The sequence below is a fragment of the Streptomyces sp. AK02-01A genome, from assembly GCF_033795305.1.
Classification (GTDB): domain Bacteria; phylum Actinomycetota; class Actinomycetes; order Streptomycetales; family Streptomycetaceae; genus Streptomyces.
Genome location: NZ_JARBAE010000025.1, coordinates 63,010 through 82,079, shown reverse-complemented (window position 1 = coordinate 82,079; position 19,070 = coordinate 63,010). Strand labels below are relative to the sequence as shown.

Sequence of the window (19,070 nt, the reverse complement as noted above, 5' to 3'; positions counted from 1 at the left end):
GCGACTCGATGGAGCGCCGCGTAAGCCACCGCCGCTCACGATCGTGTGGCGGTCCCGCACTGGGCTTCGCCGGCTTCCCGCATGCGCGCGTCCATCGACGCGCTCCGGTCGTACGGGTCGACCTCGGGGCCGTCTCCCGAGCCCGTGGCCGCGCGCTCGGCGCTGAACGCGGGGGTGAAATAGCCGGTGAAGGTGGCGCAGCCGCCGTTGGTGGTGTCCACCTTGTAGGAGACGAGGGAAAATGTTCCCGGCTCGATGACCACCTTCGCCGGGTTGTCCCAGCTCATCACGATCTCGCGGCGCGCGATGGTACGAGCGACCTCGTCGCTGCCCGCCGCGGCGCGTACGACCGGATAGACGTATGTGACATCGGTGGTCACCTCGACCGCACCGAGCCGGCCCTCCCGGTATGTGATCCGGCCTCGTGTCTTGACCACGTCCCCGACAAGCCGCGTCTTCGTTCCGGCGAAACGGCTGAACAGCAGCAGAGGATCGTTCTCCCGGCTGGGCGCGCGGAAGGCGTTCGCCAGGTAGTCCTGGACGTCCTGCTGATGCGGATTGATCAACGCGATCGCCTCCTTCGGCCGCTCCCCGCGCAGCACGCCGGGATCCAGACTGGACGCGACGAGGAAGTCCCGGGTCCGGTCGAGCACCTGCGCGACCTGTTCCTTGCTCATCCAGCCGGTCGCCCGCGCCGCGGGCAGGCTGATCCCGGCCGTCCCGTCGCCCCACCGCGCCGCAGGCGATCCCCTGAACGGCTCGTCCAACGTGGGCAGTTGAGCGGCCGCCTGGGTCGCGGGCGGCTGATCCGGACGTTCCGACTCCGCGGCGAGCGGCGTGCTGTCTCCGTCTCCGCCACCGAACCATCCGACCACCTGTCCCGGAGCCAGCGCCACGACCAGCAGGCCGACCGCGGCCAACAGGCCGACCACGTACCAGCCCTTGCCCCGCCGGCGCCGCGGCGGCTGGTGAGTCCGCCACCCCGTCGGCGGTCCGGTCTCTTCCCGCAGCCGCCGGGCCACCATCCGGGCCCGTGCCGACGGCTCCTCGGGCGCTTCCCGCGTCCCGGCCTCGGCCTCCCGCAGGAAGCGCTCCCACTCCTCGTCCGGTATGGACGCCCCGTCCTTGCCCACCCTGCGCTCCCGCTTCTGCTTACGCACCACGCCCCGCCCCGGGACGGGCCGACATCCGTGCATCATCACACAGCTCGACCGCACCGGAACGACCGCCAGTCCCCGCCTGACGAGCCCTGGAACTCCGCGTGTTCAGGGGTTCGTGGCCGGGCGCCGAAGGCGGAGCACTGTCGGCCCGGTGGCCCCCGTCGTCGGCCGCGCTCCCGGAGCGGACGGACTGACCGAGAACGCCAGACCGTCGGCCAGTCCCACGATCGCGTCGTCCGCCAGAGCCACTTGGGACGAGGCGGTACGCGTGGACCGGGCCTCGGCGCCGCTTCGGACCGGCGTCTGCCACAGCTTCTCACCATCACTCGCGCGCAGGGCCAGCAGCCGCCCGTAGCCGTTGACGAAGTACAGCGCCCCGTACTTCTCCGACAGCACGGGTGCGGAGAGACGCTCCACCTCCGTCGCGCGCCGCCACCGTGACGTGCCCGTGCGCGCCGACAGCGCGGTGACCGTGCCGTTGGCCCGCACCACATACAGCGTCCCGTCGAACACCCGCAGTGTGTCTTCCAGCGCCGCCGACGTCCCGTCCGGCAGTGGCACCGCACTGCTCTTGCCGCTGTCGGTGTGCACCCGCCGGAGTTTTGTGTACGGGCCCGGGCTGCCCGTGGCATCGGTCTCGTACTCCGCGAGCACCAGCGAGTCCCCGTCCACACCGGCCGGACGCGCGTACAGCGGTACCTGTCCCAGCTTCCGTGCGGCGCCGTCCGCCTGGTCGAAGCGCCACAGCGTTCCCTGGTAGGAATTGGCGGCGCTCGGATAGCAGAAGGCGTACAGGACTCCGTCTCCCACCCAGGGTTCGCAGGAGTCGTCGGGCGGCAACTGCCAGCGCCATGCCTCCGCGCCGTCGGTGGCGTTCATGGCGATCAGGCTCCGCTCGTCCAGCGACAGCACCACGATCCGCTCTCCGAAGGCCACCGGAGCCGAGCCCATGGCGACCGAATGCGTCCAGCGTGTTTTTCCGTCCTTCGCCGCGAGGCCGGTCACCCACTGCCGGTTGTCGTCCGACCACGCCGGCCCCTCGAAGTCGTTGACCACCACCGTCTCGTCGCGCACCAGCAGCGGTACGGAGGAGTCCGCCTCCGAGGAGACCCGCCACTCGGCCTTTCCCGTGGCGGAGTCCAGCCGGGACGCTCTGAACCCCTCACCGCCGCAGTACAGGGCCTGGCCCGCCGCGACGCAGCCGCTGTCGAAGCCGGTGTTTCCGGCGCTCAGCGACTCCTGCCGCAGTGTGGTCTGCCAGGGCCGCCAGCCGTCGGGCAGCGCCGGGTCAGGGCTGTGCGGAGCCGCGGACTCCGGGCTCGCGTCGGCGCCGGCTTGGGTGCGCCCGCTCCAGGCCACCGCCGTCACACCCAGTCCGGTCAGGGCCAGCGCCACGCTCAGCGAGACGAACAGCGTCCGCCGATCCGGCCTCCGTCGTCGCGGCCGGCCCTCCATGGTGGTGTTCCGCAGCGCGGTGGGAGGCTCGTCCGGCGTACCGGCCAGTGTGATGTCGGCGCCCACGCCTTCGACGGCGCCGCCCGGCAACCGCGCGAAAAGAGCGAGCAGTTCGTCCAGGCCCGGCCGGTTCACCGGATCCTTGTCGAGGCACCGCGTCACGATCGTCCGCAGTGGTTCCGGCACCGCGTCCACCACCGGCGCGTCGTGCACCACGTGATACGCCGTCATATACGGACTGTCCGCGTCGAACGGACCCTGTCCCGTGGCCGCGTGGACCAGCAGCGCGGCCAGCGAGAAGACGTCCGAGGCGGGACTGACGTCACGCGCCGAGTTCAACTGCTCGGGAGACATGAAGGGCGGTGTGCCGAACGTCCGTCCCGTCGCGGTCAGGGTCTGCCTGTCGGCGGCCCGCGAGATCCCGAAGTCGATGACCCGCGGTCCTTCCGCCGACATCAGCACATTGGCCGGCTTCAGATCCCGGTGCACCAGACCCGCCCGATGGATGTCCCGCAGCGCCTCGACCAGTCCGAGCGCCAGCCTCTTCAACTCCACGCCCGCCAGCGGACCGCCCTCGGCGACCCGCTGCGCCAGATTCGGCCCGGGGATGTACAGCGTCGCCATCCAGGGCTGTTCGGCATCCGGATCGGCGTCCAGCACGGGAGCCGTGAACGCACCACTCACCCGCCGAGCCGCCGCCACCTCCTGCCGGAACCGCACCCGGAACTCCTCGTCCTCGGCGAACTGGGCGTGCACCACCTTCACCGCCACCCGCCGGCCGGAAGCCGACCGGGCCAGGTAGACCACACCCATGCCACCGGCTCCGAGCCGCTCCATCAGCCCGTATCCGCCGATCGACTGTCCCCCCACACCGCTCAGCGGCACGCCCGCCACCCTCCCGTCGACATCGGAACGCGCTCAGCGTAGTGCGCGGCACGAGACGCGTAACGCACGCGAGTACGAAGGCCGTTACGCCGACGCCCCGTTGGGACGTACGGTCAGGTGGCCACAGCCTCGGTAACGGTGTCTCCGGAGCGTCCCGCGGTGTGCACGATGTTGGTCTGCCCCTTCACGGCCGAGCTCTGTCCCTCATGGCCGAGACACAATGGGGCCATGGCGGATCTCGACTTGCGCAAGGTGCGGTACTTCCTGGCCGTGGCCGAACATCTCAACTTCGGCCGCGCCGCCGCGGCCCTGCATATCGCCCAGCCCGTCCTCACCCGGCAGATCCGCGCCCTGGAGAAGGAACTGCACGCGCGGCTCTTCGACCGCGACCAGCGCCATGTCGAACTGACCGAGGCCGGAAAGCAGCTCGCCACCGACGCCCCAGGGCTGCTCGCCGAGGCCGACGCGGCCCGGCTGCGTGTCAGCCGCGCCGCTCGTGGCTCCGGCACCTTCGTCGTCGGCTTCATGCCGGGCCTGATCGTCTCCGGCCCGGTCAGGTCGCTGGGCGAGGCCCATCCCGACCTGTCCGTCGAGGTGCGGCGCACCGGATGGGACGACCAGGTGGCCGTCATCCTCGACGGCCGCGTCGACGTCGGCTATGTCCGCCTGCCGGTGGACCAGCGCGGTCTGACCGTGGAGCGGCTCTTCGAGGAGCCCCGCGTGGCGGTGCTGCCCGCCGGGCATCCGCTGGCCGGTGCCGGCGAGATCACCGTCGCCGAACTCGCCGACGAGCATCTGCTCCAGGATCCCGGCGCCGTACCGGAGTGGCGCGACATCGCCACTGAACCGCGCGGCCGTGACACGGCCCGTCGCGCTCCCTCCCTCCTTACCGTCGAGGAGAAGTTGGAGCATGTGGCCATCGGCCATGGCATCGTCGTCCTGCCGCTGTCCACCGCCGCCTTCTACCGCCGTCCCGATGTCGCCCAGGCCACCATCACCGACATCGGTCCCAACCGGGTGTGCCTGGCCTGGCGCGCGGGCCGCCGTAGCCGTCTGATCAGTGAATTCGTCGCGCTCGCCCGCGCCGAGCACGCCGACCGCCACTGACCGCACGCTCCTGGAGCGATACCCGCCGGGTATCGCGGCGCGCGATCTGGGTCTTGGACGCGTACCCGCCCTACGGCGCAGGCTTGGTCCCACGAGGACAACCGGCCTGACACAGGAGCACAGCACATGAACATGCGGGACCAGCGCGTTGTCGTCATCGGCGGAACTTCCGGTATCGGCCTGGCCGTCGCCCGCGCCGCCGCCGCGGCCGGAGCCCGGCTGAGTGTCGCCTCCAGCCGGCAGGAGCGAGTGGACGCGGCCGTCGCGCGACTGGGCGGCGATGCCACCGGCAGGACCGTCGATGTCCTGGACGGAGCCTCGCTCGACGCGTTCTTGCGTAGCTCCGGCGAGATCGACCACCTCGTCTACACCGCCGGCGGCGAGTTGTCGATGATGCCGATCGCCGGCCTCGACCTCGACGGCGCCCGTGACTTCTTCGAAGTCCGCTACTTCGGCGCTCTGAACGCCGTCCACGCCGCACTGCCGCACCTGGCCACGAGGGCTTCCATCACTCTCACCTCCGGCACCGCCGCCGACCGCCCCGGCGCCGGCTGGGCCCTGGGCGCCAGCGTCTGCGGCGCGATGAACTCCTTCACCAAGGCCATGGCACTGGAGCTGGCACCGGTGCGCGTCAACGCCGTCGCCCCCGGCGTCACCCGCAGCCCTCTGTGGTCCGGCATGAGCGAGACCGACCGCGAGGCCATGTACGACAACCTCGGCAAGGCGCTGCCCGTCGGCCGCGTCGGCGATGTCGAGGACGCCGCGGCCGCGTATCTCTACTGCATGACCCAGCCCTACACCACCGGCACTGTCCTGACCGTCGACGGCGGCGCTCTCCTGGTCTGATCGGCGCGCACCGAGTGGTCTGATCGCTGCGCACCGAAGGAAAGGCCTCCGGTGACGGGCCGCGTTGTGTTTCCCGTACACACGTGAGTGCGCGCCGTGCCACGGCTGGCAGGATCAGTGCCGTGAAGGTACTCGTCATAGGCGCGACAGGGACCATTGGCAGCGCTGTCGTCAGCGCGTTGGAAGTCTCGCATCAGGTCGTCGGCGCATCGCGTAGCGGCTCGATACGAGCGGACCTGGAGGATCCGTCCTCCTTGGACGCTCTGTTCGACGCGGTGGCGGACCTCGACGCGGTGGTGTGCTGCGCGGCCAGTGGTCCACTGGTGGCACTGGACTCGGCGACGGACGACGAGATGGCGGCCGGGACGCGAGGCAAACTGCTCGGCCAGGTGGCGCTCGCCCGGCGTGCTGTGCGCCATCTCCGGGACGGTGGCTCCATCACGCTGACCGGAGGCACGTTCTCCGCTCCGATGCCCGGCGGCTCACTGGGAGCCCTCATCAACGCCGGGCTGGAAGGCTTTGTCCACAACGCCGCGAGCGAGCTTCCGCGCGATCTGCGTATCAACCTCATCAGTCCTGGCTGGATCAAGGAGACCCTGGAAGGCATGGGAGCGGACGCGGCCGGCGGCACGCCCGTCGCCGAGGTGGCCCGGGCCTATGTACAGGCCGTGGAAGGCAGCGCGCGGGGCCGGACCGTCCGTCCATGACCGGTCGCCACCGGTGACACGACGCGAGCGCTTCGCCGTCAGCGCGGCCCGAGTCCGGAGATGATCTTCGCGCGGCGCGCATCCGGTCGCTCGTCCGATGTGTCTCATTCGGTGCGTGATCAAGCGCTATGGTCATGTGGCCGCGCAGTAGGGATATTTGGAGATTTTATTTTGAGAACCGGTATGAAGGACATGCGTCGCGCGTCCGCGATCACTGTCACCGCGGGAGTCGTCCTGACGGCCGGGGCATTCAGCGCCCCGGCGCAGGCCGCCACGCTCAAGACGCCGACGATCGTCGCCAAGGGCGGCTTCGTGATGAACAACGGGACAGGAAAGGCGCTCTTCAGCAAGGCCGCCGACACCCGTCGTCCCACCGGCTCCACCACCAAGATCATGACGGCCCAGGTCGTTCTCGCGCAGAAGAATCTCAACCTGGATTCCAAGGTCACGATCCAGAAGGCGTACAGCGACTACATCGTCTCCAAGAACGCGTCGTCGGCCCGTCTGATCGTCGGTGACAAGGTCACTGTCCGCCAGCTTCTGTACGGACTGATGCTGCCGTCCGGCTGCGACGCCGCGTACGCGCTGGCCGACAAGTACGGCGCCGGTTCCACGCGGGCCGCTCGCGTGAAGTCGTTCATCGGCAAGATGAACTCCACCGCCAAGAGCCTCGGTCTGAAGAACACGCACTTCGATTCGTTCGACGGGATAGGGAATGCCGCGAACTACTCGACGCCGCGCGACCTGACGAAGCTCGCGAGCGGCGCGATGAAGAACGCCACGTTCCGTACGGTCGTGAAGACGAAGTCGACAAAGCAGAAGGTCACGACGAAGAACGGCGGCTACCGCTATATGTCGTGGACCAACACCAACAAGCTGCTGGGCAGTTACACGGGCACCATCGGCCTGAAGACCGGCTCGGGCCCGCAGGCCAAGTACTGTCTGGTCTTCGCCGCCACCAGAAGCGGCAAGACGGTCATCGGTACGGTCCTCGCCTCCTCCTCGGAGGCCAACCGCACCGCGGACGCCAAGAAGCTGATGGATTACGGCTTCAAGAAGTAGGCCGTCCGGCACAGGTGTGGGGCCTGCTCGCGATCGTCGGGTCGCGAGCAGGCCCCTTTGTCGTCACAACAGACGCACAACAGACGCACAACAGACGCACAACAGATCTCGTCACACTGAAACGGCCCGCTCCGTCCGTACGGCCTTTCCGGCGATAGGTACCAGCCGTTCCGAGCTTAGGAATTGCCGGATATGTTCTGTGTGTCCCTCTTTGTCGGTGGGTACTGGGCAGGGTAGAGCGGCGCGGGTCGCCTGCCGCGTCATCCGGCCGCATCACAGGACAGCCGAGGTGAGGACGCCATGACCCACCACAACAAGGATTCGGCGGACCGTCTGGCCCGAGGGCTGGGATGGTTCAGCGCCACGCTCGGTCTGACACGGACCACGGTGCCGCACGCCGTCTGCCGATTGAGCGGGGTCGACGACTCCACCTGGGCCCGGACCCTGATGCCGGTGCTCGGAGTCCGGGAGCTGGGCCAGGGCGCACTGCTGCTGGGCAGCCGCAGACCCGCGCCTTGGGTCTGGACCAGGATCGCCGGAGACGCACTCGACCTGACGCTGCTGGTCCGCGCTCTGCGAAGCCGTACCGGTGGCAGGCAGCTAAGAGTCATGGCCGCCACGGCCGCCGTCTCGGCGATCACCGGCTTCGACCTCTACACGGCGGTCCGGTCGCTCGGACGGAGCGGTCCGAGGAGGAGTGACAGCATGCACACGCACGCGTCCGTCACGGTCAACCGGCCACGGAGCGAGGTGTACCGGTACTGGCACGCCTTCGAGAATCTGCCCGACTTCATGAGCCACCTGGAGGCGGTGCGGGCGGACGGCGACGGCCAGTCGCACTGGATCGCCAAGGCTCCTGTGAAAAAGCGCGTCGAGTGGGACGCGGAGGTGGCCCTGGACCGTCCGGGCGAGCTGATCGCCTGGCGCTCGCTCAAGGGCGCCGACGTGGACAACGCCGGATCGGTCAGCTTCCAGGACGCTCCCGGCGGCCAGGGCACCGAAGTCAGGGTGGAACTGGACTTCACTCCGCCCGGCGGCAAAGCCGGAGCGGCGGTCGCCAGGCTGCTCGGCGAACATCCCGAACAGCAGATACATGACGACCTCCGCCGCTTCAAGCAGGTCATGGAGGTCGGCGAGGTGGTCCGCTCGGAGGGCAGCTCCGAGGGCACCCACACCTGGCGTCCGGGCAGGCAGCACCCGGCGCAGCCGCACCACGAGAAGCTCTGAAGCAGCCCGTCATGTCCCTCCGTCGGGTACGGACGGGACAGTGGCCGGAAAGGAAGCAGCATCGTGAAAGGCAACTGCTGGATGGGCCGGAACTCCGTCGAGGTGCTGACCGTGCCCGATCCCCAGATCCTCAACGCCCAGGACGCCATCGTCAAGATCACGTCGACCGCCATATGCGGCTCCGACCTGCATCTTTACGACGGTTACATTCCGACGATGGAGAAAGGGGATGTCCTCGGCCACGAGTTCATGGGCGAGGTCGTCGAGACCGGACCCGCTGTGAAACACCTGACGACCGGCGACCGCGTGGTCGTGCCCTTCCCGATCGCCTGCGGACACTGCACCGCCTGCCGGCACGAGATGTACTCGGTCTGCGAGAACTCCAATCCCAACGCGGGTCTCGCGGAGAAGCTCATGGGCTACTCTCCGGCGGGCTTCTTCGGTTACTCCCATATGCTCGGCGGCTATCCGGGCGGCCAGGCGGAGTACGCGCGTGTGCCGTTCGCCGATGTCGGTCCCATCAAGATCGAAGATGATCTGCCGGACGACCAGGTGCTCTTCCTCTCCGACATCTTTCCCACCGGCTTCATGGGAGCGGAGATGTGCGACATCAAGCCGGGTGACACCGTGGCGGTGTGGGGCGCGGGGCCGGTGGGTCAGTTCGCGGTCGCCAGCGCCTATCTGCTCGGAGCGGACCGGGTGATCGCGATCGACCGCTTTCCCTACCGGCTGGACATAGCGCGGGAAAGGGCCGGGGCCGAGACCATCAACTACGAGGAGATGGACGTCCTGGACACCCTCAAGGAGATGACCGCCGGGCGTGGGCCCGACTCCTGCATCGACGCCGTCGGCCTCGAAGCTCACCATCCCACCTCGGTCATCCATGCCTACGACCGCGCCAAGCAGGCGAGCCGGCTGGAGACCGAGCGGCCGCACGCGCTGCGGGAGGCGATTCTGGCCTGTCGCAACGGCGGCACGGTGGCCGTCATCGGTGTCTACGGCGGACTGCTCGACAAGTTCCCCATGGGATCGCTCATGAACCGGTCGCTGACGCTCAAGGCCGGCCAGTGCCATGTCCAGCGGTATCTCCAACCGCTCCTGGAACGGATCAGGAACGGGGAGATCGATCCCAGCTTTGTCATCTCGCACCACCTGCGGCTCGACGAGGCACCACACGGGTACGAGATCTTCAAGAACAAGCAGGAAGAGTGCAACAAGGTCGTCATGTCGGCGCTCTAGACGCACGGACCCGTGCCGGACATCGGTCTGTGATAATTTTATGCGCTTTTGCCCTATTCATGGGCAAATCATCATAGGGTGCTTACTGAGAGTCCTTCCCGGGCTGGGTAAGGACCGCTCGACCTCTGTAAGGAGGTGTTTCCATGACTGACGCCGAGTTCTACACGCGTGACCGACCGAAGAACCCGCGGCTTCCGGAGGACCGGCCTCGCGGAGGAGGCCCGAAGGGCACACCGGCGGGATATCGCGGGCTGCGGACCACCACGACCGTTCTCATCATCATCGTCGCGGTGGTCATCCTGGGAATCATGCTGTTTCCCTAGCCGGCCCGTCAGGCGCCTCGGATCAGGCGCCTCGGGTCAGGCCGTACGCGGACCGCTTCAGGCGATCATGTCGAGCGACACCCGCCACAGCCGCTCGGCGGCGACTGGGTCGAGTGCGTGGTCCGCGACGCCACCGGATGTGCCCGGCACATGGCGGAGGGCTTCGTTGCAGTCCTCGAAGTAACGGCCGCCCACGCCTTCGAGTGGCGGCCATGTCGCGAGCAGTACGGACGTGGCCGCGCCCTGTTGCGGCGTCTTGAACACATAGGCGCCGGAAGCCACCAGGCCGTCGAGCACCTCCTGCTCGATGTGGCGTGTGAGGTTGGAGAGAATCGCCCCGGGATGCGCCGCGTTGACGGTGATCCCGTCGCCGGCCCAGCGCCGGTGCGCCTCGACCGCGAACAGGGCGTTGGCCGTCTTGGACTGGTCGTACGCCACGTTCGGGTCGTACGCGCGCTCGTGGAAGTGGATGTCGTCGAAGTCCACCGGAGCCCGCAGATGGCCGACCGAACTGAGTGACACGACGCGAGCGCGGCCGGCCGCCGCGAGCGCCGGACGCAGTCCGGTGGCGAGCGCGAAGTGGCCGAGGTGGTTGGTGGCGAACTGGAGTTCCCAGCCCTCCGGTGTCCGGGTCTCGGGCGTCGCCATCACACCGGCGTTGTTGACGAGGATGTGCAGAGGGCCGTGCCAGGCGGCGGTGAAGGCGGCGACGGACCGCTGATCGGCGAGATCCAGCGGCGCGACCAGGACGTTCTTGTTGCCGGTGGTCGCGGTGATGTCCTCGGCGGCCCGCGCGCCGCTCTGCACGTCGCGTACCGCCAGCGTCACCTCCGCACCGGCGCCCGCCAGCGCGCGGGCGGTCTCGACGCCGATGCCGGAGGTCGCACCGGTCACGACGGCACGGTGACCGGTGAGGTCAATGCCGTCCACCACCTCGGCGGCGGTGGACTGGGCGGTGAAGGGCGTGGTGATGCGAGTCTGTTCGGTCATGAGATGCCTTCTCTGTGACGCTCCGGTCCGGCTGCCGACGAGGGAGGCGGTCGGCCGCGATGCCGGAGTCCGGCGCCGGACGGAGCATTTCTGATGCTTCAGGTGGTGCTTCTCCAGCCAACACCGGCAGGGCCTTCCGACGGCTCGGTAAAGGGGCCTGCCTCCACCAGGGGTCCCGCCGACCGGGGGTCCGGCAGTACCCCTCACGGCGGCGGTGAGCCGGCATCGCCGTGAGGGGCACTGCCTCCGCCGCTGCCGTGAAGCGCTGATCCGGGACCGCGTCGCGGGATCCGCGGGTCATGGCTCCGAAGGCCGCCGGCCCCTTTACCCCTTTCGGGGGATATGCCCCTGGTGTGGATCGCTGCCACCATCTTGCTGGCTCGAAGGGAAACGCCGAAGGCGATGTCCGTGCGGGAGCTGTACGCGCGAACGCCTCGCGGCCGACCCGTGCCACACGAGAAGAGGAGTGCGCATGAAGAAGACCGGACCTCTGTCCGCCCTCGCCGCGATCGCGTCAATCGGCTCGGTACTGTTCACGGCGGGCGCCGCGGACGCCGCGCCGGCGAAGTGGGCCAACCACCACCACGCGGCGGCGCAGTTCAAGAAGGCCGGAGTCGCCTGGTCCTCCAGCGGAGGCTGCTCCAACTGGAACAGGCGTACCTGTACGTCCTTCACGAACATCAACAAGGCGACGGTCTCCGGCGCGATCGCGTTCAAGAGGACCACCGGATGCAGGGTGAACATCACCGGTGGCACCGAGGTGGGGCATGCGGCGGGGACGTACAGCCACCGGAAGGGCTACAAGGTCGACATGGCGTTGACCACCTGCCTCAACAAATACATCACCGGCACATTCAGGCATGCCGGAAAGCGCGGCGACGGGGCCACGACGTACAAGTCCCCGGCCGGAAACGTATACGCGCGCGAGGGCAGCCACTGGGACGTCACCTACTACCACGGCAGGCCCTGACGCACGACGCCGTGATTCACGTCCGGGCCGGTCCGGATCGAGGACCACCGAGGCCCGCTCCCGGAAAGGTACGCCTTTCCGGGAGCGGGCCTCTTTCCTGTCCTGGCTGTCCTGGCTGCTCTGGCTGTTCTAGGGCGTGTTTCGAAAGTCCCGCCTGGCACGCACGCTCGCCGCGTTGTCGGAGTCGTCCCAGTACATCCAGTACGCGAACGATCCTCCGCCTTGCGATCGCACGCACCAGACGCCGCGAGCCCCGCCCCAGGGGCGGACGGCGCTACTTTCGAAACACGCCCTAGCCGTCCGCGCTGCGCGCGCGGGCGCCCGCGCGCGTGCGGCCCGCGGCCGGCACCCGGTGCGGATGGCGCCGTAGATACTCGTTCTCCAGAGCTGCCATCCGAGCGGTGTGTGTGGCCAGCGCGTCCTCGGGTCCGTGCAGGAGCGTCTCGTGGCGTGTCCGGTGCAAGGTCTCCACTTCCTTGAGGAGCAGTTCATCGTCGAGCTGCTCCGGCGGTACCCCGCTCTCGTGGTCGGTCACGGCTCGCTCCCTCCGGTTCGCCCCCTGTCGGCCCCCTCTGCCGAAAATACCCGTACCGCAGTGAATTCGTACAAATTACACATCGGGACCGGTGGGTCGGAGTCGTATGGTCGTCGCGCAGCGTGACTGCCTGGCGGTCGGCGGGCCGTACCGGTGTCCGTCGTCCGCCGTGTGCTGGCGTATCTCCGCATGAAAAGCGCGGCAAGGAGCACACGACAGACAGTGCGGCGGAGCGGCCGTGTCCACCGTCAGCCGGCAGCGGCACGGCGGTGCGGTACGGCGGCTCACGCCGCACAACGGCAATCATCACTCAGGTCGGAGTTCCGCTGTTCCGCCGCACCCGGCATCGCCGCCGGAGGACCGGCGGCCACAGGGCCGAGACGGAAGGCAGTCCTCGTGCGCAGTGTCGGAGTGGAGGAGGAACTCCTCTTGGTGGACATGGAGACCAACGAACCCCGGGCCTTGTCCACCGCCGTGCTGGCCGTCGCCTCCCGCGACGGCCGGCACGGCCAGATCTTCGAGAAGGAGCTGCAGCGCGAGCAGCTTGAGTTCGCGACGCATCCCCAGACCGGGATGGGTGAACTGGCGGCGGAGATCGAGCGCTGGCGCGCCGAGGCCGGGCGCCATGCGGGTGAGGTGGGTGCCGCGGTGGCCGCGCTGGCGACCTCGCCGCTGCCGGTGAGTCCGTCGATCACTCCTGACGAGCGCTACCAGTGGCTGGAGAAGGAGTTCGGACTCACCGCGCAGGAACAGCTCACCTGCGGCTGCCACGTACATGTCTCGGTCGACTCGGACGAGGAAGGCGTGGCGGTCCTCGACCGCGTCCGGCCCTGGCTGCCGGTGCTTCTGGCGCTGAGCGCCAACTCTCCCTACTGGCAGGGCGAGGACAGTGGTTACAGCAGCTACCGCAGCCGGGTGTGGGGCCGCTGGCCGTCGGCCGGACCTGTGGAGATCTTCGGTTCCGCCGACCGGTATCACGCGCAGGTCCAGGCCATGGTGGACACCGGCGTACTGCGTGACGAGGGCATGGTCTATTTCGACGCCAGGCTCTCCAACGCCTATCCGACCGTCGAGATCCGTGTCGCGGACGTGTGTCTGAACGCCTCGGACACGGTACTGCTGGCGACCCTCGCGCGTGCTCTGGTGGAAACCGCGGCCCGGGCCTGGCAGGCCGGTGAGCCGCCTGCCCGCCAAGGTGTCGGGCTGCTGCGGCTGGCGGCGTGGTCGGCGGCCCGGTCCGGGCTGGAGCGGCAGTTGATCCATCCCGTCACCATGCGGCCCGTGCCCGCCGAGGCCGCGGTGCGGGCGCTCTTCGATCATGTACGGGACGCTCTTGACGACAGCCGTGATCTGATACCGGTGCAGGACGCCATCACCGAGCTGCTGCGGCGCGGCAATGGCGCGCGGGTGCAGCGCGAGCTGTTCCGGCGGACGGGGAGCCTGCGGGACGTGATCGCCGAGTGCTCGCGTCTGACCACCGGCTGACGACTCCCGGACGGTGAACGGCCGCCCGCCGCCGTGTGCCGGGCGCGGCGCGTACGGATGCCGCCGGAGGCCCGGGTGCCACTCGATTGGCTCCGGCGTGGCAAGGGCCCGCCGGGGCGCCGGGCGATAGCGTCGAAGTCCCGCTGCCCGCAGGTGTCGGGCCGGGCTGCCGGCGCCGCGCCGACCGAACTGTTCCAGCCGCGCCGCCGCGCCTGGTCCGTGTCGCCCGTCCGCGGACCAGGTCCCGTCCCGCCCGATCCCACGGGGTGTCTCGTATATGGCCGACTTCAGCTACGTCGTGGTGATCATCGCTGTCTTCGCTCTCATCGGCCTGGTCGCGAAGGGAGTGAGCCGGCTGTGAGCGTCGAGAACATCGTCGGACTGGTCGTCGCGGTGATCCTGATCGGCTATCTCGTGGTCTGTCTGATCTTTCCCGAGCGGTTCTAGGCCATGCCTTGAGGGCCCCGACCGGCGCGGCTGCCCTCCGTCGCGGCGCGGCGTCCTCCGGCCGCCTCCGCATGAGATCCCGAACCATGAGGTCCCGAACGACGAAAGGTCCTCGATGAACGGCACTCTCGCGGGATGGCTGCAGATCCTCGCCCTGGTGGCGGCCCTCGCGCTGTCCTTCCGGCCGCTGGGCGACTACATCGCGTACGTCCTCACCTCACCGCGGCACTGGCGCCTGGAGCGAGTGCTGTACCGGGTCGGCGGAGTCGACGCGGACGTGGACCAGAAGTGGACCTCGTTTCTCCGCGGCGTCCTGGCCTTCTCGCTGATCTCGCTGCTGTTCCTCTACGGATTCCTGCGCCTGCAGAGCGGTCTGCCGCTGTCGCTGAACACACCTGCCATGGATCCCGGCCAGTCGTTCAACACGGCGGCGTCCTTTGTCACGAACACCAACTGGCAGTCGTACTCCGGCGAGTCGGCGCTGGGCCATCTGGTGCAGATGTCGGGTCTGGCGGTCCAGAACTTCGTCTCGGCCGCGGTCGGCATCGCGGTGATGGCCGCGCTCATCCGCGGATTCACCCGGAAGAAGACGGACCGGGTCGGAAACTTCTGGGTGGACCTCACCAGGATCGTCCTGCGCGTCCTGCTGCCGCTGGCCGTGGTCTTCGCGATCGTGCTGGTGGCGGCCGGAGTGATCCAGAATTTGCACGGTTTCCACTCGGTCACCACCATCGCGGGAGAGAGCCAGACCATTCCCGGCGGCCCGGTGGCCTCTCAGGAGGCCATCAAGGAGCTGGGTACCAACGGCGGCGGCTTCTACAACGCCAACTCCGCGCATCCCTTCGAGAGTCCGAACGGCTTCACCAACTGGCTGGAGATCTATCTGCTGTCGGTGATCGCCTTCTCGCTGCCCCGCACCTTCGGCACGATGACCGGCGACCGGCGCCAGAGCTACGCGATCGTCGCCGTCATGGCCCTGATCTGGATGGCCTCCGTCGCCATCGTCACGGCCAATGAGCTGCACAGCGTGAGCAGTACGGCAGGCCACGCCGCCGGCGGAATGATGGAAGGCAAGGAACAGCGCTTCGGCGTCTGGGCCTCAGCGCTCTTCGCGGTAGCCACCACACTGACGTCCTGCGGGGCCGTCAACTCCTTCCACGACTCGTACTCGCCCGGCGGCGGCGGGATGACGATCTTCAACATGATGCTGGGTGAGATCGCTCCCGGCGGTACGGGATCCGGCCTCTACGGCATCCTCGTGCTGGCGGTCGTCGGAGTCTTCGTCGCGGGTCTGATGGTCGGCCGTACGCCCGAGTATCTGGGCAAGAAGCTGCGCGGGCGGCAGATGAAGTTCGCCTCGCTGTACATCCTCACCACGCCCGCCGTGGTCCTGACCGGCGCCGGCCTCGCGATGGCGCTGCCGGGCGAGCGCGCGGCGATGCTCAACCCCGGGCCGCACGGATTCTCGGAGGTGCTGTACGCCTTCACCTCGGCCGCCAACAACAATGGTTCGGCCTTCGCCGGGCTGTCCGCGAATACGGACTGGTACAACACCGCACTGGGCCTTGCGATGATCATCGGCCGGTTTCTGCCGATCGTGTTCGTGCTGGCGCTCGCCGGATCTCTCGCCGAGCAGCAGCCGGTCCCGGCCAACGCGGGAACACTGCCGACGCACCGGCCGCTCTTCGTCGGCCTGCTCACCGGTGTGATCCTCATCGTCGTCGGCCTCACCTACTTCCCGGCGCTCGCGCTGGGCCCGCTCGCGGAAGGGCTGCGCTGATGTCCACGACCACCGGACAGCCCCCGGCGCCGAAGGACCCGCTGGCGGTGAACAGCCGCCGGATCTCCGGCGGACTGCTGGACCCGAGACAACTGGTCAGCTCCTTCCCGGACGCGCTGCGCAAGCTCGATCCCCGGGTGATGTTCCACAACCCGGTGATGTTCGCCGTCGAGGTGTGCGCGGTGCTGACCACTCTGTCGGCCATCAAGAACCCCGGCGTCTTCGCCTGGGTGATCACCGCCTGGCTCTGGCTGACGAGTGTCTTCGCCAACTTGTCCGAGGCGGTCGCCGAGGGCCGGGGCAAGGCGCAGGCCGAGACCCTGCGCCGGACGAAGACCGACACCACGGCTCGCCGGCTGGCCCGCGACTGGCGGCCGGGAGCACAGCACACGGCGGAGGAGGAGGCGCCGGCGAACGAGCTGCTGCCCGGCGATCTCGTGGTCGTCGAGGCCGGGCAGATCATCCCGGGTGACGGTGATGTGGTCGAAGGGGTCGCCTCCGTCGACGAGTCGGCGATCACCGGCGAGTCGGCGCCGGTGATCCGTGAGTCGGGCGGCGACCGCTCGGCCGTGACCGGCGGCACAAAGGTGCTGTCGGACCGGATCGTCGTACGGATCACCTCGCGGCCGGGTGAGACCTTCATCGACCGGATGATCGCGCTCGTCGAGGGCGCGGCCCGGCAGAAGACACCGAACGAGATCGCGCTGAACATCCTGCTCGCCTCGCTGACCATCGTCTTCCTGATCGCCGTGGTGACTCTGCAGCCCTTCGCGGTCTTCGCAAACGCGGAGCAGCCACTGGTGATTCTGGTGGCGCTGGTGGTCGCGCTGATCCCGACCACCATCGGGGCCCTGCTGTCCGCGATCGGTATCGCGGGCATGGACCGGCTCGTCCAGCGCAATGTGCTGGCCATGTCGGGACGCGCGGTCGAGGCCGCCGGTGATGTCAACACGCTGCTGCTGGACAAGACCGGCACGATCACTCTCGGCAACCGCCAGGCCGCCGAGTTCCTGCCGGCCGAGGGTGTTGGCGTCGCGGAACTGGCCGACGCCGCGCAGCTCTCGTCGATCGTCGACGAGACACCGGAGGGCCGCTCGATCGTGGTTCTCGCCAAGGAGCGTCACGCACTGCGCGGCCGGAGCGAAGGAGAGCTGGCGGACGCCGTATTCGTACCTTTCACCGCGCGGAGCCGGATGAGCGGCGTCGACCTCACCGGCCCGGACGGTCCTCGTTCGCTGCGCAAGGGCGCCGCCGCGGCCGTGATGCGCTGGGTGCGCGAGAACGGCGGCCAGACCGGCGCCGATATCGGCGGGATCGTGGACGGCATCTCGGCGAGCGGCGGTACTCCGCTGGTCGTCGCCGAGCTGACCGGGCGCGGTGGCGCGAGGACCGGCCGGGTGCTGGGTGTCATCCATCTCAAGGATGTCGTCAAGGAAGGGATGCGGGAGCGGTTCGACGAGCTGCGCCGTATGGGCATCAGGACGGTCATGATCACGGGTGACAATCCGCTGACCGCCAGAGCGATCGCGGAGGAGGCCGGTGTGGACGACTTCCTCGCCGAGGCTACTCCGGAGGACAAGATGGCGCTCATCAGACGGGAGCAGGCGGGCGGCAAGCTGGTCGCCATGGCGGGTGACGGTACGAACGACGCTCCGGCGCTGGCGCAGGCGGATGTCGGCGTGGCCATGAACACCGGTACCTCGGCCGCCAAGGAGGCCGGGAACATGGTGGATCTGGACTCCAATCCGACGAAGCTCATCGAGATCGTCGAGATCGGCAAGCAGTTGCTGATCACTCGTGGTGCGCTGACGACGTTCTCGATCGCCAACGATGTCGCGAAGTACTTCGCCATCATTCCCGCGATGTTCGCGGTCGTCTATCCCGGGCTGGACAACCTCAACATCATGCGGTTGCACAGCCCGACCTCGGCCATCTCCGCCGCGATCATCTTCAACGCGCTGATCATCGTGGCGCTGATCCCGCTCGCTCTGCGCGGTGTCCGTTACCGGCCGTCGTCGGCGTCCGCGCTGCTGAGCCGCAATATCTGGCTGTACGGAGTGGGCGGTCTGATCCTTCCGTTCGTCGGAATCAAGGTGATCGACCTCATCATCCAGTTCATTCCCGGCCTGCGCTGACCCACAGCCCGCGCCGACCCACAGCCCGTGCTGACTCACAGGAGAAGACGACCGCCATGACCCTCGCGCTCCGTCCCGTTGTCCGCCGTCATCTGTCGGCGCTGCGGATGCTGCTGGTGTTCACCGTGATCACCGGTGCCGGCTATCCGCTGCTGATCACGGGTATCGCCCAGGCCGTCTTTCCGCACCAGGCCAACGGCTCGCTGATCGAGGAGAACGGCAGGCCGGTGGCGTCCGCCCTGATCGGCCAGAACTTCGTCCTGCCGGAGCGGCGGGGCCGGGCCGCCGGCCGGCCGGACCCGAAGTGGTTCCAGCCCCGGCCCTCGGCGGCCGGGCCCGCCGGCTATGACGCCGCCGGTTCGGCTGCCTCCAATCTGGGTCCCAACAACCCCGTCCTGGTCAGGCTCGTCAAGGAACGGAGAGCCGCGGTGGCCGCGTTCGACGGTGTCCCACCGAGCAGCGTGCCCGTCGACGCGGTGACCGCCTCGGGCTCCGGCCTCGATCCGGACATCTCGCGGGCGTACGCGGACCAGCAGGTCAACCGGGTGGCCAGGGCACGCGGACTGCGTACGGCGACGGTGCGACGGCTGGTCGCCGAGCATGCCGAGGGCCGTGACATCGGCTTCCTGGGCCAGGACGGCGTCAATGTCGTCGAGCTGAACCACGCTCTCAGCACGGTGAAGTGACCGTGCGGTGAGCGCGGGTGAGTACGGATCA

The 19,070-nt window shown here is 68.7% G+C and carries 17 protein-coding genes; 13 read left to right on the top strand and 4 right to left on the bottom strand.

The genetic code is table 11. From position 1 onward, the window contains the following. Nucleotides 1–35 precede the first annotated feature (35 nt). Nucleotides 36–1,133 carry a hypothetical protein gene (locus PV679_RS22620; RefSeq protein ID WP_319682199.1) on the bottom strand — a complete coding sequence of 366 codons (1,098 nt, stop codon included), beginning with the start codon at nucleotides 1,131–1,133 and terminating at the stop codon, nucleotides 36–38. A gap of 132 nt (nucleotides 1,134–1,265) precedes the next feature. Next, entirely contained in the window at nucleotides 1,266–3,500 is a 2,235-nt protein-coding gene (locus PV679_RS22615; protein WP_319682177.1) for a serine/threonine-protein kinase, read from the bottom strand. 228 nt (nucleotides 3,501–3,728) lie between these two features. Between PV679_RS22615 and PV679_RS22610 the strand changes: the two genes are divergently transcribed. The 7 genes from PV679_RS22610 (at nucleotide 3,729) to PV679_RS22580 (ending at nucleotide 10,011) form a co-directional block, all read left to right on the top strand. Beyond that, a complete protein-coding gene (locus PV679_RS22610) occupies nucleotides 3,729–4,607 on the top strand; it encodes a LysR family transcriptional regulator (protein WP_319682176.1) in 879 nt (292 codons plus the stop codon). A 126-nt stretch (nucleotides 4,608–4,733) separates the two neighbouring features. After that, entirely contained in the window at nucleotides 4,734–5,453 is a 720-nt protein-coding gene (locus PV679_RS22605) for an SDR family oxidoreductase (RefSeq protein WP_319682175.1), read from the top strand. Nucleotides 5,454–5,575: 122 nt separating this feature from the next. Next, a complete protein-coding gene (locus tag PV679_RS22600) occupies nucleotides 5,576–6,160 on the top strand; it encodes a short chain dehydrogenase (protein ID WP_319682174.1) in 585 nt (194 codons plus the stop codon). Nucleotides 6,161–6,343: 183 nt separating this feature from the next. Next, on the top strand, nucleotides 6,344–7,222 hold the full coding sequence (locus PV679_RS22595) for a D-alanyl-D-alanine carboxypeptidase family protein (RefSeq protein ID WP_319682173.1): 879 nt from the start codon (nucleotides 6,344–6,346) through the stop codon (nucleotides 7,220–7,222). A 300-nt stretch (nucleotides 7,223–7,522) separates the two neighbouring features. Then, complete coding sequence (locus PV679_RS22590; RefSeq protein ID WP_319682172.1) at nucleotides 7,523–8,449, top strand: SRPBCC family protein; 927 nt, start codon at nucleotides 7,523–7,525, stop codon at nucleotides 8,447–8,449. Between the two features lie 63 nt (nucleotides 8,450–8,512). Beyond that, nucleotides 8,513–9,688 carry a zinc-dependent alcohol dehydrogenase gene (locus PV679_RS22585; RefSeq protein WP_319682171.1) on the top strand — a complete coding sequence of 392 codons (1,176 nt, stop codon included), beginning with the start codon at nucleotides 8,513–8,515 and terminating at the stop codon, nucleotides 9,686–9,688. 143 nt (nucleotides 9,689–9,831) lie between these two features. Further along, complete coding sequence (locus PV679_RS22580) at nucleotides 9,832–10,011, top strand: hypothetical protein (protein WP_319682170.1); 180 nt, start codon at nucleotides 9,832–9,834, stop codon at nucleotides 10,009–10,011. A 57-nt stretch (nucleotides 10,012–10,068) separates the two neighbouring features. Here PV679_RS22580 and PV679_RS22575 read toward each other — a convergent pair whose 3' ends face one another. Beyond that, on the bottom strand, nucleotides 10,069–11,001 hold the full coding sequence (locus tag PV679_RS22575; protein WP_319682169.1) for an SDR family NAD(P)-dependent oxidoreductase: 933 nt from the start codon (nucleotides 10,999–11,001) through the stop codon (nucleotides 10,069–10,071). A 472-nt stretch (nucleotides 11,002–11,473) separates the two neighbouring features. Here PV679_RS22575 and PV679_RS22570 point away from each other — a divergent pair, with 472 nt between their 5' ends. Then, a complete protein-coding gene (locus tag PV679_RS22570) occupies nucleotides 11,474–11,971 on the top strand; it encodes a hypothetical protein (protein ID WP_319682168.1) in 498 nt (165 codons plus the stop codon). 292 nt (nucleotides 11,972–12,263) lie between these two features. Here the strand turns inward: PV679_RS22570 and PV679_RS22565 are convergent, their stop codons facing one another. Beyond that, complete coding sequence (locus PV679_RS22565) at nucleotides 12,264–12,506, bottom strand: DUF6158 family protein (RefSeq protein WP_319682167.1); 243 nt, start codon at nucleotides 12,504–12,506, stop codon at nucleotides 12,264–12,266. 396 nt (nucleotides 12,507–12,902) lie between these two features. On the opposite strand from PV679_RS22565, the gene PV679_RS22560 reads away from it, so the two are divergent. From PV679_RS22560 to kdpC, 5 genes are all read left to right on the top strand, one after another. Next, nucleotides 12,903–13,991: a glutamate--cysteine ligase gene (locus PV679_RS22560; RefSeq protein WP_319682166.1), complete on the top strand. Its 1,089-nt coding sequence runs from the start codon at nucleotides 12,903–12,905 to the stop codon at nucleotides 13,989–13,991. Between the two features lie 357 nt (nucleotides 13,992–14,348). Next, complete coding sequence (gene kdpF / locus PV679_RS22555; protein ID WP_319682165.1) at nucleotides 14,349–14,438, top strand: K(+)-transporting ATPase subunit F; 90 nt, start codon at nucleotides 14,349–14,351, stop codon at nucleotides 14,436–14,438. A gap of 115 nt (nucleotides 14,439–14,553) precedes the next feature. Continuing rightward, nucleotides 14,554–16,218 (top strand): potassium-transporting ATPase subunit KdpA, encoded by a 1,665-nt coding sequence (gene kdpA / locus PV679_RS22550; protein WP_319682164.1) that lies wholly within the window; start codon nucleotides 14,554–14,556, stop codon nucleotides 16,216–16,218. Continuing rightward, entirely contained in the window at nucleotides 16,218–18,353 is a 2,136-nt protein-coding gene (gene kdpB / locus PV679_RS22545) for a potassium-transporting ATPase subunit KdpB (protein WP_319682163.1), read from the top strand. The genes kdpA and kdpB overlap by 1 nt, the downstream gene beginning before the upstream one ends. 56 nt (nucleotides 18,354–18,409) lie before the next feature. Beyond that, nucleotides 18,410–19,039: a potassium-transporting ATPase subunit KdpC gene (gene kdpC, locus PV679_RS22540; RefSeq protein WP_319682162.1), complete on the top strand. Its 630-nt coding sequence runs from the start codon at nucleotides 18,410–18,412 to the stop codon at nucleotides 19,037–19,039. Nucleotides 19,040–19,070: the final 31 nt, after the last annotated feature.

Bases quoted from the DNA above. Each gene is read 5' to 3' on its own strand.
- PV679_RS22595 (WP_319682173.1), top strand. From the start codon at position 6,344: ATGAAGGACATGCGTCGCGCGTCCGCGATCACTGTCACCGCGGGAGTC.
- kdpA (WP_319682164.1), top strand. From the start codon at position 14,554: ATGAACGGCACTCTCGCGGGATGGCTGCAGATCCTCGCCCTGGTGGCG.
- PV679_RS22605 (WP_319682175.1), top strand. From the start codon at position 4,734: ATGAACATGCGGGACCAGCGCGTTGTCGTCATCGGCGGAACTTCCGGT.
- PV679_RS22580 (WP_319682170.1), top strand. From the start codon at position 9,832: ATGACTGACGCCGAGTTCTACACGCGTGACCGACCGAAGAACCCGCGG.
- PV679_RS22570 (WP_319682168.1), top strand. From the start codon at position 11,474: ATGAAGAAGACCGGACCTCTGTCCGCCCTCGCCGCGATCGCGTCAATC.
- PV679_RS22590 (WP_319682172.1), top strand. From the start codon at position 7,523: ATGACCCACCACAACAAGGATTCGGCGGACCGTCTGGCCCGAGGGCTG.
- PV679_RS22610 (WP_319682176.1), top strand. From the start codon at position 3,729: ATGGCGGATCTCGACTTGCGCAAGGTGCGGTACTTCCTGGCCGTGGCC.
- kdpB (WP_319682163.1), top strand. From the start codon at position 16,218: ATGTCCACGACCACCGGACAGCCCCCGGCGCCGAAGGACCCGCTGGCG.
- kdpC (WP_319682162.1), top strand. From the start codon at position 18,410: ATGACCCTCGCGCTCCGTCCCGTTGTCCGCCGTCATCTGTCGGCGCTG.
- PV679_RS22575 (WP_319682169.1), bottom strand. From the start codon at position 11,001: ATGACCGAACAGACTCGCATCACCACGCCCTTCACCGCCCAGTCCACC.